The following is a 13958-nucleotide window of genomic DNA, read 5'->3' as shown; positions in this document are numbered from 1 at the left end:
GCGAGGCGTGATCACACGGGGCGGCGGCAGGCGGGGCCGGCAGGAAGAAGCGTCATGATGACGCCATTGATACTGCCGTCCGTGCAATTACGCGGCGACCGGATAGCCCGGCTGAACTTGCTGGCCGCGGCGGCCATGCTGGCCACGGCCAGCCTGCTGCTGATCCTCTTCCAATTGTTTTCCCTTCAGGAATCCTTCCAGCGCAACCTGCACATCCAGGCCGACATGCTGGCACCCGCCGCCACCCAGGCCATGCGCGAAGACAATCGTCTCGCGGCACAACAACTGCTCGCTCCCCTCGCCGCCGCCCCGCATATCCGGCAAGCCCTGCTCTACAGCCCCTATGGCACACCGTTTGCCCGCTACGCGCGCAGCGGCAACGACGCCGTGCCGGCGGCGCCGCGCAACGGCCTGCATCTCGATTACCTGGACGGCAGCGCCGCGATATTGAAGACCCTGCCCGGCGGCGGCGCGCTCTACCTGCGCGCCAGCCTGGCGCCGCTGTACGCCAGCCTGGCGCAATTTGCCGCCTTCACCGTGCTGGTCTGCCTGTGCGCGTTCGGCCTGACGTTCCTGATGGTGCGCCGCACGCGCACCGCGGCCCAGCATGCGGAAAACCATCTGCACTACCTGGCCCACGTCGACTCCGTCACGCAACTGCCGAACCGCCATGAATTCAACGACGCCCTGGCCTACGCGCTGGCGCGCGCCGACCGCCAGGACAGCAGCGTAGGCCTGCTGCTGCTGGACCTGGACAACTTCAAGGTAGTCAACGATACGCTGGGCCACCACTGCGGCGACCAGCTGCTCAAGCTCGTCGCCGAGCGCCTGGTGGCCATCCTGCGCGGCACCGACATCATCTGCCGCATCGGCGGCGATGAATTCGTCGTCATCGTCGAACCGGCCGACGACGCCTCGGAAATGGCCAGCGTGGCGCGCAAGATCCTCGCCGTGCTGGCCGCGCCGTTCGATCTCGAAGGCCACCAGCTGTATGTCAGCGCGAGCATCGGCGTGAGCCTGTATCCGTTCGACGCGCAGGACGTGGCCACCCTGACGCGCAATGCCGATACGGCCATGTACCACGCCAAGCACCAGGGCAAGAACCGCTACGCCGTTTTCAAGGCCGAAATGGAATTGCGCGCCCAGCGCCGCCTGCGCATGGAAGCGAACCTGCGCCGCGCGCTGCAAAACGAGGAACTGTATCTGCACTACCAGCCGCAGATCGACTTGCGCAGCGGGCGCATCGTCGGCGTGGAAGCGCTGATACGCTGGAACTGCCGCGAGATGGGCCAGCTGAGTCCTGCCGAATTCATCCCCGTGGCCGAAGAAAGCGGCATCATCGTCGACCTGGGACGCTGGGTGCTGCAAAGCGCCTGCCGCCAGGCGGCCGTCTGGTGCAAGGCGGGCCTGCTCGATTCGCTCGAGCACGTGGCCGTCAACCTGTCAGCTTGCCAGGCGCGCGACCCGGGCCTGATGGACGACATCCGCGCCATCCTGGACGAAACGCAGCTGCCGCATGGCTTGCTGGAGCTGGAAATCACGGAAGGGGTCTTGATGGACAATATCCACGCCAACGTGGAATTGATGCGGCGCCTGCAGGAAACGGGCATCCATCTGTCGATCGACGATTTCGGCACCGGCTATTCGTCGATGTCCTACCTGAAGCGCCTGCCGATCGACCAATTGAAAATCGACCGCAGCTTCGTGCACGACCTGCCCGGCGAAGGCGAAGCCATCGTCACGGCCATCATCGCCATGGCGCACAGCCTGCATCTGAAAGTGGTGGCCGAGGGCGTGGAAACCTTGCGGCAGGTGGAGTTTTTGCGGACAGCGGGCTGCGACAACGTGCAGGGCTTTTTCTTCGCGCGCCCGATGACGGCGGCGCAGCTGACGGCATTGCTGCTGGAGCGGCGCGACTGGAGCACGCGCACGATCTTGCCGGCTTGAGTTACCGCCAACGATGGTTGTCGGATTACGGCCGTTGGCCTAATCCGACCTACGCCATGAACAGGTAGGTCGGCGTAGGTCGGGTTAGCGCAAAGCGCGTAACCCGACATCACCACGCTACATCAAGCCAATTTCGCCGAATGCTCGCGCGTCGCGTGGAATTTCAGCTTCGGCCAGCGCTCTTCCGTCAAGCGCAGGTTGACGCCCGACGTGGCCAGGTAGGCCATGTTGCCGGCCGCATCGTAGGCCACGTTGTGGCCCAGCGCGTTTTCAAAGTCCTGCAGGATGCGCTTGTCGTCGCAGCTGACCCAGCGCGCGCTGCTGATGCTCGTGCCTTCGAACACGGCATCGACGCCATACTCGTTGAGCAAGCGGCTCGCCACCACTTCGAACTGCAGCACGCCGACGGCGCCCAGTACCAGTTCGCCGCCCTGCACCGGTTTGAAGACTTGCACCGCGCCCTCTTCGCCCAGCTGCTGCAAGCCCTTGTGCAGCTGCTTGATCTTCAGCGGATTGCGGATGCGCACGGAGCGGAAGAAGTCCGGAGCAAAATACGGGATGCCCGTAAAGGTCAGCATCTCGCCTTCGGAAAAACTGTCGCCGATCTGCATGTTGCCGTGGTTCGGCAAGCCGATGATGTCGCCCGCGTACGCTTCTTCCACCTGTTCGCGCGAGGAAGCCATGAAGGTCACCACGTTCGACACCTTGATCTCGCGCCCCAGGCGCAAATGCTTGACCTTCATGCCGCGCTCGAAACGTCCCGAGCACACGCGCAAGAAGGCGATGCGGTCGCGGTGGGCCGGGTCCATGTTCGCCTGGATCTTGAAGACGAAACCGGTAAATGGCTGCTCGGACGGGGCCACCGAACGCACGGTCGCATCGCGCTCGCGCGGCGCCGGCGCCCAGTCGACCAGCGCGGACAGGATCTCGCGCACGCCGAAGTTGTTGATGGCCGAACCGAAGAACACGGGCGTCTGCACGCCGGAGAGGAATTCCTCCAGGTTGAACGGGTTCGATGCGCCATGCACCAGTTCCACTTCCATGCGCAGCTGGTCCATCTCGAGCGGGAACATCTCCTGCAGGCGCGGGTTGTCGATGCCCTTGATGATTTCAAAGGCGCCGTCGGCCTTCTCTTCACCGGCCTTGAACAGCATGATCTCGTCGTTCAGCAGGTGGTACACGCCGCGGAAGTTCTTGCCCATGCCGATAGGCCAGGTGACGGGCGCGCACTGGATCTTCAGCACGGATTCGAGTTCGTCGAGCAGGTCCAGCGGATCGCGCGTTTCGCGGTCCATCTTGTTCATGAAGGTGACGATCGGCGTATTGCGCATGCGGCACACAGCCAGCAGCTTGATCGTCTGCGCTTCCACGCCCTTGGCCGCATCGATCACCATCAGCGCAGAGTCGACCGCCGTCAGCACGCGGTAGGTATCTTCCGAGAAGTCCTGGTGGCCGGGGGTGTCGAGCAGGTTGACGACGTGGTCGCGGAATTCGAACTGCATCACCGAGGAAGCGACGGAAATGCCGCGCTGCTTCTCGATCTCCATCCAGTCCGAGGTCGCGTGGCGGCCCGATTTACGCGCCTTGACGGTACCGGCCATCTGGATCGCGCCCGAGAACAGCAGCAGTTTTTCCGTCAGGGTGGTCTTACCGGCATCCGGGTGGGAAATGATGCCGAAGGTGCGGCGGCGCTGCACTTCGCGCGCGATCACGGCCGGCGCCTTGCTGCTCGCTGGCGCTGCGGCGATGTCCGCGTTGTCGCTGGAATCGGGGGTAGTGATGTCGTTCTCGTTGGCCATATTGGTGACCATAATATGGCCCTCGCAAAAAACCCTCGATTTTACAGAAGGATCGGCCTTCCGTGTGAACTGCTTCACTCTGGCGAACGGCAAAAATGACCGCATCAGGGCGCACTTCATCAAGGGGTCACAATCCGCAGGCAACATTGCACTGCAGAAATGTTGTCACCCTACCCTGGAAACCCGATGAAAATCCTCCTCACCCCCGCCATCCGACTCATGCAGCGCTTGCGCCTGCTGCCCAAATTCATGCTTGTCTGCCTGGTCTTCCTGCTGCCGTTGGCGCTGGCGACCACCCTGCTGATCTCGGAGCTGGGCAAATCGCTGGCCCAGGCGCAGGATGCGCAGCGGGGCGTGGCCTATGTGCGCCAGCTGCAGGAAGGCACACGACTGCTGCAGCAGCGGCGCGGCCTCGAACACTTGCGTCTGAGCGGCAAGGCGGGCATGGACAACACGGCCCTGAACACACGCATCACGGCCGCGCTGGCGGCCCTGGCGCGTCTGCCGGCCGGCGCCGGCCTGCCGCAGGCGGCCGAGCTGACGAAACAGTGGCAAGCCCTGCTGGGCCGCCAGGCCGGTCTCGCGGCGCGCGACAGCTACGCGGCGCATACGGCGCTGCTGCGCCAGGCGGCGAAACTGGGCCAGCTGGTGGCCGACCGTTCGCACCTGAGCCTGGACCCGGACGCGGGCGCCAACCACCTGAGCGCCGTCTTCACCGCCACCCTGCCCGACCTGGCCGAAAGCCTGTCGGACATCGCCGGGCGCGGCGCCGCCTACATCGACACGGGCCTGTTCGAAGCGAATGAAGATCAGCTCGTCAACGCCAACGCGCTGATCGCGCGCCACGAACTGGAACGCCTGCCGGCCCGCTTCGACGAAATCCTCGCCACCCGGCCGGAATTGCGCGCCAGCGTGCAGCCGGCCCTGAAAGCCGTGCCAGCCGCGCTGGCTTTCCTCGAACGCACGAAAAACGAAGTGACGAATTCCTACGACCAGACGTCGGGCGCGCAATTCCATGCGGCCGGCATGCAGGCGATCGACGCCCTGCAGGCGCTGTCCGGCGCTTCCGCCGGCGCCCTGGACGATTTGCTGGCGCAACGCATCGCCCGCGACGAGGCGCGCCGCGCCCTGATCCTGGCCGCCATGCTGCTGGTGCTGCTGGCCGCCGCCTACCTGTGCGCGGGCTTTTATGCCGCGTTCGCGCGCGACGTGACGCAATTGCGCGTGGCCGTCGGCGCGGCGGCGGCGGGCGACCTGTCGCAGCGCATCACTTCGCAGGCGCACGACGAGATCGGCGACCTGGTGCGCGACTTCGGCGCCATGACGCACGGCCTGGCCACCCTGGTGCAGGAAATCCGCGGCGGCGCGGCCGTCATCGCGGCGGCCGGCGCCGATATCGCCCAGGGCAACGCCGCCCTGTCCGGCCACACGGCCACGCAGGCCGATGCACTGGGCGCCACCGTGGACTCGATGCGCGAGCTGACGGCCACCGTGGGCCGCAACGAGGCACATGTAGGACAGGGCCGCACATTGGTGGCGACGGCGGCCGACGTGGCCCTGCGCGGCGGCCAGACCGTGGGCGCCGTGGTCGACACCATGGCCTCGATCAAGGCCAGCTCGCACAAGATCGTCGACATCATCGGCGTCATCAACGGCATCGCCTTCCAGACGAATATCCTGGCCCTGAACGCGGCCGTCGAAGCGGCTAGAGCCGGCGAGCAAGGACGCGGCTTTGCCGTCGTCGCCTCCGAAGTGCGCAGCCTGGCCCAGCGCTCGAACGAGGCGGCGCTGGAAATCAAGCGCCTGATCGGCGATTCCGTCGCCACCGTGGATGCCGGCGGCGACCTCGTCAATGCGGCCGGCAACACCATGCGGCAAGTGGTCGACGCCGTGCAGCAGGTGGCCGTGGTGATCGGACGCATCAGCAGCGCCGGCGCCGAGCAGAATGGCGAGATCGCCCGCATCAACCAGGCGCTGGCGCAAATCGACGACATGACGCGCCAGAACGCGGGCCTGGTCGACGAGGCGCGCGCCGGTTCGCAGCGCCTGCACCAGGAAGGCGAAGCGCTGACGCAGGCCGTCAGCCGCTTCCGCCTGGGCGAGCACGAGACGCCAAACCCGCGCCTGGCGCCAGCCGCAGCCGTGCGCGACGGCTTGCCCAGCGTGCGTCCGGCCGGTCTGTGGAGCGCCAACAAACCGCGCGTCATATCACAAAATCGCGCGGAACGGCGCAAGGCTAGCTAGTCAAAAGTGTGCACGTAGGACAAGGACTACAATTCCGCCTCAAATGAGACTACAAAGTGGCGACTGCTAATCTTATGTTCGCCACTTACATAAGCTTTTAAAGTAGCTACATCGCGATCTGCACCGCGCGGTCGAACAAAACGCCGTTATCACATGAGAACGGCAGCTTCTTTGACCAGCAACGCGGCAGTCGCACTCCGATGTAAAAAGCCTGTGAGGAATACTATGAACCAAACTCAACTTAGCACCCCGGTCCAGAAGAACCAGTTGCTGCCGCGCGCCATGCCGGCGGCCGGACGGGAAATCAAGCTTGCGTCGCGGGTTAGCCTCAGCAGTGCCCAACAGAATGAATTGCTGGCCGCCCTGCCGCGCGCCGCGCTTGAATCGCTGTTCGAAGACCTGGAACTGGTGGAGCTGCCTTTCGGCAAGGAACTGTATGCTTACGGTAACAACCTGGAATACAGCTACTTCCCTACCACCGCCATCATTTCGCTGCTGTACGTGATGGAAGATGGCGCCACGACGGAAATCGCCGTCGTCGGCCATGAAGGCGTCGCCGGTGCCTCGCTGCTGGCAGGCGAGCGCGCCATGTGCACGGCCGTCGTGCAAAGCGCCGGCTACGGCTACCGCCTGAAAACGCAAAGCCTGCGCGACGCCTTCAATCAAGGCGGCGCCCTGCCCCAGCTGCTGATGCGCTACACCAACGCCCTGTTTGCGCAAATGGCGCAGAACGCCGTCGGCGGCCGCCACAGCTCGATCGAACAAAAGCTGTGCCGCTGGCTGCTGGACCGCCTGGACCGTTCGCCATCGAATGAATTGAAAGTGACGCAAGAGTTGATCTCGATCATGCTGGGCGTGCGCCGCGAAAGCATCACGGCCGCCGCCGGCAAGCTGCAGGAAGAAGGCTTGATCCACTATCGCCGCGGCAATATCACGGTGCTGGACCGCGCCGGCCTGGAATGCTATGCGGGCGAGTGCTACAAAGTGGCCAAGACGGAATACGACCGCTTGCTGCGCGACGTTTCCCGCTGCTGATCCTGCAAGATAAATAAAAAATGGCCGGGCTGCATGCCCGGCCATTTTTTTATCTCAAAGAAAATTACGCTTCGATATCCGCGTCGATGTCTTCCGGCTCCGGCGTCAGCGGCAGCGGAATCACGGCTTCCACGCATGTCCCCTTGCCTTCCGGTCCCTGGCGCACGGTGAGAGTACCGCCCAGCAGCAAAGCCCGTTCGCGCATACCGAGCAAGCCGTGCGACATCGGTTTTTGCAGCGCAGCTTCCGTGATGCCGATGCCGTCGTCGATCACGCGCAGCACCAGGCCGTGTTCGTTGCGTTTCAAAGTCACGCTGACCATGCCGGCACGCGCATATTTCATGATATTCGTCAGCGATTCCTGCACGATACGGAACAGGGCAATCGTCAGGGTAGCCTCGCGGTTGTCGATATTGATGGCCACGTCCGTTTCGCAACGAACCGAGCTCATGCGCGCAAAATCCTCGCAATAGCTTTCGATGGCGGCGCACAGGCCCAGGTTGTCCAACAGACTCGGGCGTAAATCCTCGACGATGCGGCGCTTGAGTTCCACCGTTTCCAGCAAGGTCGCCTTGGCACGGCGCAATTGCGTCGCCAGTTCCGGCTGCGTGTGCGCCAGTTGCTGCGTGACGGCGCCCAAGTCCATGCTGATCGATGTCAAGTTGGCGCCCAGCTCATCGTGCAGCTCACGCGCCAGCCGCGCTTTTTCCACTTCATTGACGCTGATCAAATGACGCGACAGCACGGATAACTGCTCGGTACGCTTGCTGACCGTCGATTCCAGGGTGTCGTTAGCATTTTGCAATGCATACTCGACGGCCGCGCGGTTCTGGAAGCTGCGCCGCACCAGCTGGTAAAACATGATCAGCACGAGGATGGCCAAGGCATTGATGCCGATGCCGAGCAGCACGGCTTTCTGGTACTCATGATAAAAGGCGGCGCTGCCGGTCGACAGCGCTTCGTTCTGCTCGCGCGTCATGATCACCACCTGCAGGCGGATCTCGTCCATCGTGGCGCGGTCATCGGTGACGCGGGAAATGTTGACGATCTCGGCCAGCCCGCCCTGCTTGTAGACGTCGATTGACTGTTGCAACATCGACATCTTGCGCCGGATCAAGCTTTTCAGCTGACCCAGGTTTTTCAGCTGGGTGGGACTGCCCGCGAGCAAGGTTTGCAGCTCGTTGAATTCGTTTTCGATTTCGGTGGTGGCGGTCTTCGACGGCCCCAGATAGGTTTCGGAGCCGGAAATGAAATAGCCGCGCAAGCTGCTTTCCGCATCGAGCACGAGCACATTCAAATACTGCAGGCGGTCGGCCACACGGGCGCTCTGGCTGAGCAAGGCATTCGTGCCCTTCAGCGACTGCAGGTTGTGATAAAGACTGAAGCCATTAAGTACAAGCAACAAGGCGCACGTCACGCACAGAATCGTCTTGTACAGGGGCAGGCGGTGATTCGGGGCCGGTTCAGCGGTGAAATACATCCTGATGTGCATCCTTAGCAAGGTTCGGCGCGGGAGAGAGCGCCGGCGCCGGCCAATTATAGTCCTCGCCACAAACTGCTGCACTGCACAAGTCGTGCTGGCTAGCTGGCTGAGCGATCATGTTTCAATGATCGCACCGCAGCGCTAGTCAAGCAAATTGTTTTTCATTGCGTAATAGGTCAAGTCGCTGTTAGATTGCAAGCCCATTTTTTCCATGATGCGCGTACGGTAGGTACTGACCGTCTTGATGCTCAGCGATAAGGCCACGCCGATATCGGACACGGTGGCACCACGCGCCAGGCGCAGGAAGACCTGGAACTCGCGGTCCGACAATTCCGTATGCAGCGCGGCATTCGTGTCGCGGTCAAACGACTGCGCCAGCAATTCGCCCACGGTCGAGCTGACATAGCGGCGTCCCTGGAATACGGTGCGCACGGCCGTCATCAGCTCGTCGGCTTCGCATTCCTTGTTCAGATAGCCGTTCGCGCCCATCTTGAACAGGTTCAGCGCGTACTGCTGCGCGGGATAGCCGCTGAGTATCAGCACGGGCAATTCCGGCTGGCCCTGGCGGATCGTGCGCAAGGTATCGATGCCGCTTTGATCGGGCATGGCTATATCGAGCAGCAATACATCGCAAATTTCGCGGCGGGCGATATCGAGCGCTTCGCGCCCCGTACCGGCTTCCGCCACCACACTGAAATCGTCAGAAGACGAAAAAATCTGTTTGAATCCAGCTCGTACTATTTGGTGATCATCACAAATGGCAACGCGTATCATTGTTTCCCCTTAAATTTTCCTGGCCTGGGAAAGACTACCGGAACCTGAACGCTGCTCCGGTTCAGCGTCACTAACAAAAACGCAACATTAACATTATATTCAAAATATGGCGCGCCGTACGGTAGCGTCAACGCCAAGGCGGAGCATCCATGCAGTATAGTCAACTTGGCCAACCGCTAACGGACAACCCCACCTATATTGGTACAAATCTTATTTTAGCAAGTTTAAAATCGCCATTAATTCATTGCGTATCCACACGCGGTCCAGCGGCGCTTCCTGCGGCACGGCAGGCATGGCCGGCAGCACTGGCAGCTCGTCGGCGATGCCATGCGAGGCGCCGCGGCTGTCGAGCTTGTTGCGCGCGCCGCTGATGGTAAAGCCCTGCTCGTACAGCAATTCGCGGATGCGGCGTATCAGCAGCACCTCATGGTGCTGATAATAACGGCGGTTGCCACGTCGCTTGACCGGTTTGAGCTGGGAAAACTCCTGCTCCCAGTAGCGCAGTACGTGCGGTTTGACGCCGCACAACTCGCTCACCTCGCCGATCGTGAAATAGCGTTTCGCCGGAATGGGCGGCAAGGCGATCAACTCGGTTTTACTGATGCGCTCGTTCATCGCCACTCACTCAGGCAGCACGTGCCAGCGGACTGGTCTCTTCGACCATGCTTTTCAGCTTCTGGCTCGCATGGAAGGTCACGACACGGCGCGCCGTGATGGGGATCTCTTCGCCCGTCTTCGGATTGCGGCCCGGCCGCTGCGGCTTGTCGCGCAACTGGAAATTGCCGAAACCGGACAACTTGACGGCCTCGCCACGCTCGAGCGCGTTGCGGATTTCGTCGAAAAAGGTCTCGACCATATCCTTCGCTTCGCGCTTGTTCAGGCCCACTTGCTCGAACAACAGTTCGGCCAGTTCCGCCTTGGTCAAGGTCGGTAAATCTTTTTCCGCTTCCTGGCGCACTTTGGCAACCAGCATGGCCCGATGCAAATCGGCGGCCAGTGCGGATTGCAGTACGGCGGAATCAACGTCGCTGTTATTAATTTTCCTGCCCTGCCTTTTCTGTGCGCCCGAGCTCGCCACATGGCAAGCTCGTCTACGATTGACGACGGAAAGACCGTCACGCAAGGCGACGGCCAGTCCGATAATTACGAACGCAGTTTCGCGTCGTGGCCCTGCTTGGCAGCATCGATCAGGACAGCCATCAGGCCATCGACGACATCGTCTTGCAGGGTGTTTTGAGTATCTTGCAAGCTAATCCGGAAAGCAAGGCTTTTTTCATCCGCTTCCAGACCTTTTCCACGATATTCATCAAATAAAACAATGGCTTGCACGATACGCGCTGCCGGGCTCGCCTTCGCTGCCGCGTGGAAGCTGTCGAGCAGATCCTGCACGGCCACCGATTGCTTGACGACCACGGCCAGGTCGCGGCTGGCGCCAGGGAATTTCGAGATTTCCTGGTATGCGGGCACGACTCTTTGCGTCAAGGCAGCGGCGTCGACTTCGAACAGCACGGGTGCCAGCGGCAAGTCATACTTTTGCATCCAGCGCGGGTGCAATTCGCCGATGAAACCGATGACCTTGCCATCGAGCTCCACGTTGGCCGAACGGCCCGGATGCAGTGCCGGATGCTCCGCCTTGGTGAAACGCAAGACCAGCGGCGCGAACAGCGCTTCCAGGTCCGCCTTCACGTCGAAGAAGTCGACCGTGCGTGCGGCCTGGCCCCACTGCTCGTCGGCAACCGCGCCGTAGGCCATGGCAGCCACGCGCTTCGGCTGGGCGTAGCCAGCCACCGACAACGGGCCGTTTTCCACGCTGTCGTCGCGCTGGTAGATGGCGCCCACTTCGAAGATGCGCACGCGGTTCGTCTTGCGGTTCAGGTTGTAGCGCACATTGGCGATCAGGCTGCCGATCAGCGAGGAGCGCATCACGCTCATCTGGCTGGCGATCGGGTTCTGCAATTTGATCGGATTCGTGTTGCCCGAGAAATCGCGCTCCCATGCCGTATCGACAAAGCTCATGTTAACCACTTCCTGGAAGCCCAGGTCGGCCAGTTCATGACGTACCGCAAACAAGGAGCGGGTATTTTCCGGTGCAATCTGCATCACGTTCGCGGCCACGGGCGGCAAGGTCGGGATGTTTTCAAAACCGTACACGCGCGCCACTTCCTCGATCAGGTCTTCCTCGATCTCGATGTCGAAACGGTAGCTGGGCGAGGTCACGGAAAACACGCCGTCCGCCAAGGTGTATGGCAGGGCCAGGCGCGTAAAGATATCGGCAATCAGCTCATCGTTGAGCGGCACGCCGATGACTTTTTGCGCGCGCGCCGTGCGCATCGATACGGGCTGGCGTTGCGGCAAGTTCACCACGTGGTCGTCGACGGGGCCGACGGTGGTCGCTGGCGTGCCGCAGATTTCCACGATCAGCGCCGTGATGCGCTCGATGTGCTCGACGGTGGTGGCGAAATCGACGCCGCGCTCGAAGCGGTGCGCCGCATCGGTCGAGAAATTCAAACGGCGCGCGCGGCCTTGAATGGCGTTCGGCCACCAGAATGCCGCTTCCAGATAAATGCTGTCCGTATCATCCGACACGGAACTGGCGTCGCCGCCCATGATGCCGGCCAAGGATTCGATTTCTTTATCGTCAGCAATGACGCCGATCCACTCGTCGACGGCGATGGTATTGCCGTTCAACAGCTTGACGGATTCGCCCGCCTTGCCCCAACGCACGTCGAGGCTGCCGTGGATCTTGGCCAGGTCAAACACGTGGCTGGGACGGCCCAGTTCCAGCATGACATAGTTCGAGATATCGACCAGGGCCGACAGCGGACGCTGGCCGCTGCGCTCGAGGCGCTGCCTCATCCAGTCCGGCGTGGCTGCCTTGGCATTCAAGCCGCGGATGACGCGGCCGGTGAAACGGCCGCACAGGTCCGGCGCGCTGACTTTCACGGGCAGGATTTCGTCGCTGGAAACAGGCACGGTGCGGAACTGCGGCGCATTCAGGGGCACGCCCGTGAGTGCCGACACTTCGCGCGCCACGCCCAGCACGGACAGGCAGTCCGCCTTGTTTGGCGTCAACTTGATGGTGAATTTCAAGTCGTTGAGCGCAAAGTAATCGCGGAAGTTCTGGCCGATCGGCGCGTCGTCCGGCAATTCCATCAAGCCGGCGTTTTCTTCCGACAATTTCAATTCGCGCGCGGAGCACAGCATGCCTTGCGACTCGACGCCGCGCAGCTGGCCCACCTTGATTTCAAACGGCTTGCCATCGGCGCCAGGCGGCAGCACGGCGCCGGCCATCGCGCAGACGACTTTCAAGCCCGGGCGCACGTTCGGCGCGCCGCAGACGATGTTGAGCATGGTGCCCGTGCCGACGTCGACCTGGCATACATTCAGGCGGTCCGCGTTCGGATGTTTTTCCATCTCAAGGACCAGACCCACCACCACGTTCGAGAACGGGGGCGCGACAGGATCGACGTCTTCGACTTCGAGACCGGACATGGTCAGCAGATGGGCCAGTTCGTCCGAAGTCATCTTCGGATCGACCATGGTACGGAGCCAGTTTTCGGAAAATTGCATAATCAAGCCTTCAAAGGGTCAAAGCTCACAGCGCGAGCGCACAGGCGCTCAAGCGCCATGAATCAAACGGAACAACGCTTAGTTGAATTGCTTCAAGAAACGCAAGTCGCCTTCATAGAACAGGCGCAGGTCGTTGATGCCGTAACGCAGCATCGTCAAGCGTTCCAGGCCGGAGCCGAAAGCGAAACCGATGAATTTCTCGGGATCGAGGCCGAAGTTCTTCACCACGGTCGGATGCACCTGGCCGGCGCCCGACACTTCCAGCCAGCGGCCCTTCAACGGGCCGGAGCCAAAGGCGATGTCGATCTCGGCCGACGGTTCCGTGAACGGGAAGTACGATGGACGGAAGCGCACCTGCAGGTCATCTGTCTCGAAGAAGGCCTTGACGAAATTCAGGTACACGCCCTTCAGGTCGGCAAAGCTGATGTCTTCGGCGATCCACAGGCCTTCGACCTGGTGGAACATGGGCGAATGGGTGGCGTCGCTGTCGACGCGGTAGGTGCGGCCCGGCGCGATGACCTTGATCGGCGGCGTATGCGTGCGCGCATAGCGCACCTGCATCGGGCTCGTGTGGGTGCGCAGCAGCAAGGGCTTGCCATCGGTGTCGTTGCCATCGATGTAGAACGTGTCTTGCATGGAACGGGCTGGGTGGTTTTCCGGGCTGTTGAGCGCCGTGAAGTTGGTCCAGTCGTTTTCGATTTCAGGGCCGTCGGCCACGTCGAAACCGATGGAGCGGAAGATTTCCTCGACCCGCTCCCACGTGCGCATCACGGGATGGATGCCGCCTGGCATGCGGCCACGGCCTGGCAGGGTCACGTCGATCGCCTCGGCGTTCAGACGGCCTTGCATCTGGGCATCGGCCAGCGCATCACGGCGCGCCGTCAGCGCGTCTTCGATCTGCACTTTGACGGCGTTGATCAGGGCGCCCTGCGCCTTGCGCGCGTCCGGGTCCAGCTTGCCCAGGCCCTTCATCATTTCGGTAATCTGGCCAGTCTTGCCCAGGTAGCGGGCTTTGGCGTTTTCAAGTGCGGCAGCGTCTGCGGCGGCGATAAAGTCAGCCTGGGCCGAGACGACGAGTTCTTCTAGGGAGTTCATGCGGCATTTCC

10 protein-coding genes are annotated in these 13958 nt (G+C 62.1%); 3 read left to right on the top strand and 7 right to left on the bottom strand.

Features of this window, described 5'->3' with window-relative positions; genetic code table 11:
• The first annotated feature begins 54 nt into the window (after positions 1 to 54).
• Positions 55 to 1947, top strand: a complete 1893-nt coding sequence (locus tag V3C40_RS00705) for a putative bifunctional diguanylate cyclase/phosphodiesterase (RefSeq protein ID WP_331776166.1) — start codon at positions 55 to 57, stop codon at positions 1945 to 1947.
• A 122-nt stretch (positions 1948 to 2069) separates the two neighbouring features.
• Here V3C40_RS00705 and V3C40_RS00700 read toward each other — a convergent pair whose 3' ends face one another.
• Positions 2070 to 3746 carry a peptide chain release factor 3 gene (locus V3C40_RS00700; RefSeq protein ID WP_070304828.1) on the bottom strand — a complete coding sequence of 559 codons (1677 nt, stop codon included), beginning with the start codon at positions 3744 to 3746 and terminating at the stop codon, positions 2070 to 2072.
• A gap of 186 nt (positions 3747 to 3932) precedes the next feature.
• Between V3C40_RS00700 and V3C40_RS00695 the strand changes: the two genes are divergently transcribed.
• Positions 3933 to 5990 (top strand): methyl-accepting chemotaxis protein, encoded by a 2058-nt coding sequence (locus V3C40_RS00695; protein WP_331776165.1) that lies wholly within the window; start codon positions 3933 to 3935, stop codon positions 5988 to 5990.
• 225 nt (positions 5991 to 6215) lie between these two features.
• A complete protein-coding gene (locus tag V3C40_RS00690) occupies positions 6216 to 7025 on the top strand; it encodes a Crp/Fnr family transcriptional regulator (RefSeq protein ID WP_034751913.1) in 810 nt (269 codons plus the stop codon).
• Between the two features lie 64 nt (positions 7026 to 7089).
• Here V3C40_RS00690 and V3C40_RS00685 read toward each other — a convergent pair whose 3' ends face one another.
• The 6 genes from V3C40_RS00685 to pheS all read right to left on the bottom strand — a co-directional run bounded on the left by V3C40_RS00685 (position 7090) and on the right by pheS (position 13947).
• Positions 7090 to 8505 (bottom strand): sensor histidine kinase, encoded by a 1416-nt coding sequence (locus V3C40_RS00685; protein WP_034751914.1) that lies wholly within the window; start codon positions 8503 to 8505, stop codon positions 7090 to 7092.
• Positions 8506 to 8649: 144 nt separating this feature from the next.
• Complete coding sequence (locus V3C40_RS00680; RefSeq protein ID WP_010399201.1) at positions 8650 to 9282, bottom strand: response regulator; 633 nt, start codon at positions 9280 to 9282, stop codon at positions 8650 to 8652.
• A 210-nt stretch (positions 9283 to 9492) separates the two neighbouring features.
• Complete coding sequence (locus V3C40_RS00675) at positions 9493 to 9897, bottom strand: MerR family transcriptional regulator (RefSeq protein ID WP_034751915.1); 405 nt, start codon at positions 9895 to 9897, stop codon at positions 9493 to 9495.
• Positions 9898 to 9907: 10 nt separating this feature from the next.
• Positions 9908 to 10255, bottom strand: coding sequence for an integration host factor subunit alpha (locus tag V3C40_RS00670; RefSeq protein WP_010399205.1), 348 nt, complete (start codon positions 10253 to 10255; stop codon positions 9908 to 9910).
• 170 nt (positions 10256 to 10425) lie between these two features.
• Positions 10426 to 12852 carry a phenylalanine--tRNA ligase subunit beta gene (pheT, locus tag V3C40_RS00665; protein WP_331776164.1) on the bottom strand — a complete coding sequence of 809 codons (2427 nt, stop codon included), beginning with the start codon at positions 12850 to 12852 and terminating at the stop codon, positions 10426 to 10428.
• A 78-nt stretch (positions 12853 to 12930) separates the two neighbouring features.
• On the bottom strand, positions 12931 to 13947 hold the full coding sequence (gene pheS, locus V3C40_RS00660; protein ID WP_034751917.1) for a phenylalanine--tRNA ligase subunit alpha: 1017 nt from the start codon (positions 13945 to 13947) through the stop codon (positions 12931 to 12933).
• Positions 13948 to 13958 lie beyond the last annotated feature (11 nt).

Source organism: Janthinobacterium sp. LS2A (assembly GCF_036543145.1).
In the GTDB taxonomy this organism is placed as follows: domain Bacteria; phylum Pseudomonadota; class Gammaproteobacteria; order Burkholderiales; family Burkholderiaceae_D; genus Janthinobacterium; species Janthinobacterium aestuarii.
Note: the sequence above shows the minus strand (reverse complement) of the source record. Positions and strands in the feature narration are given on the sequence as shown.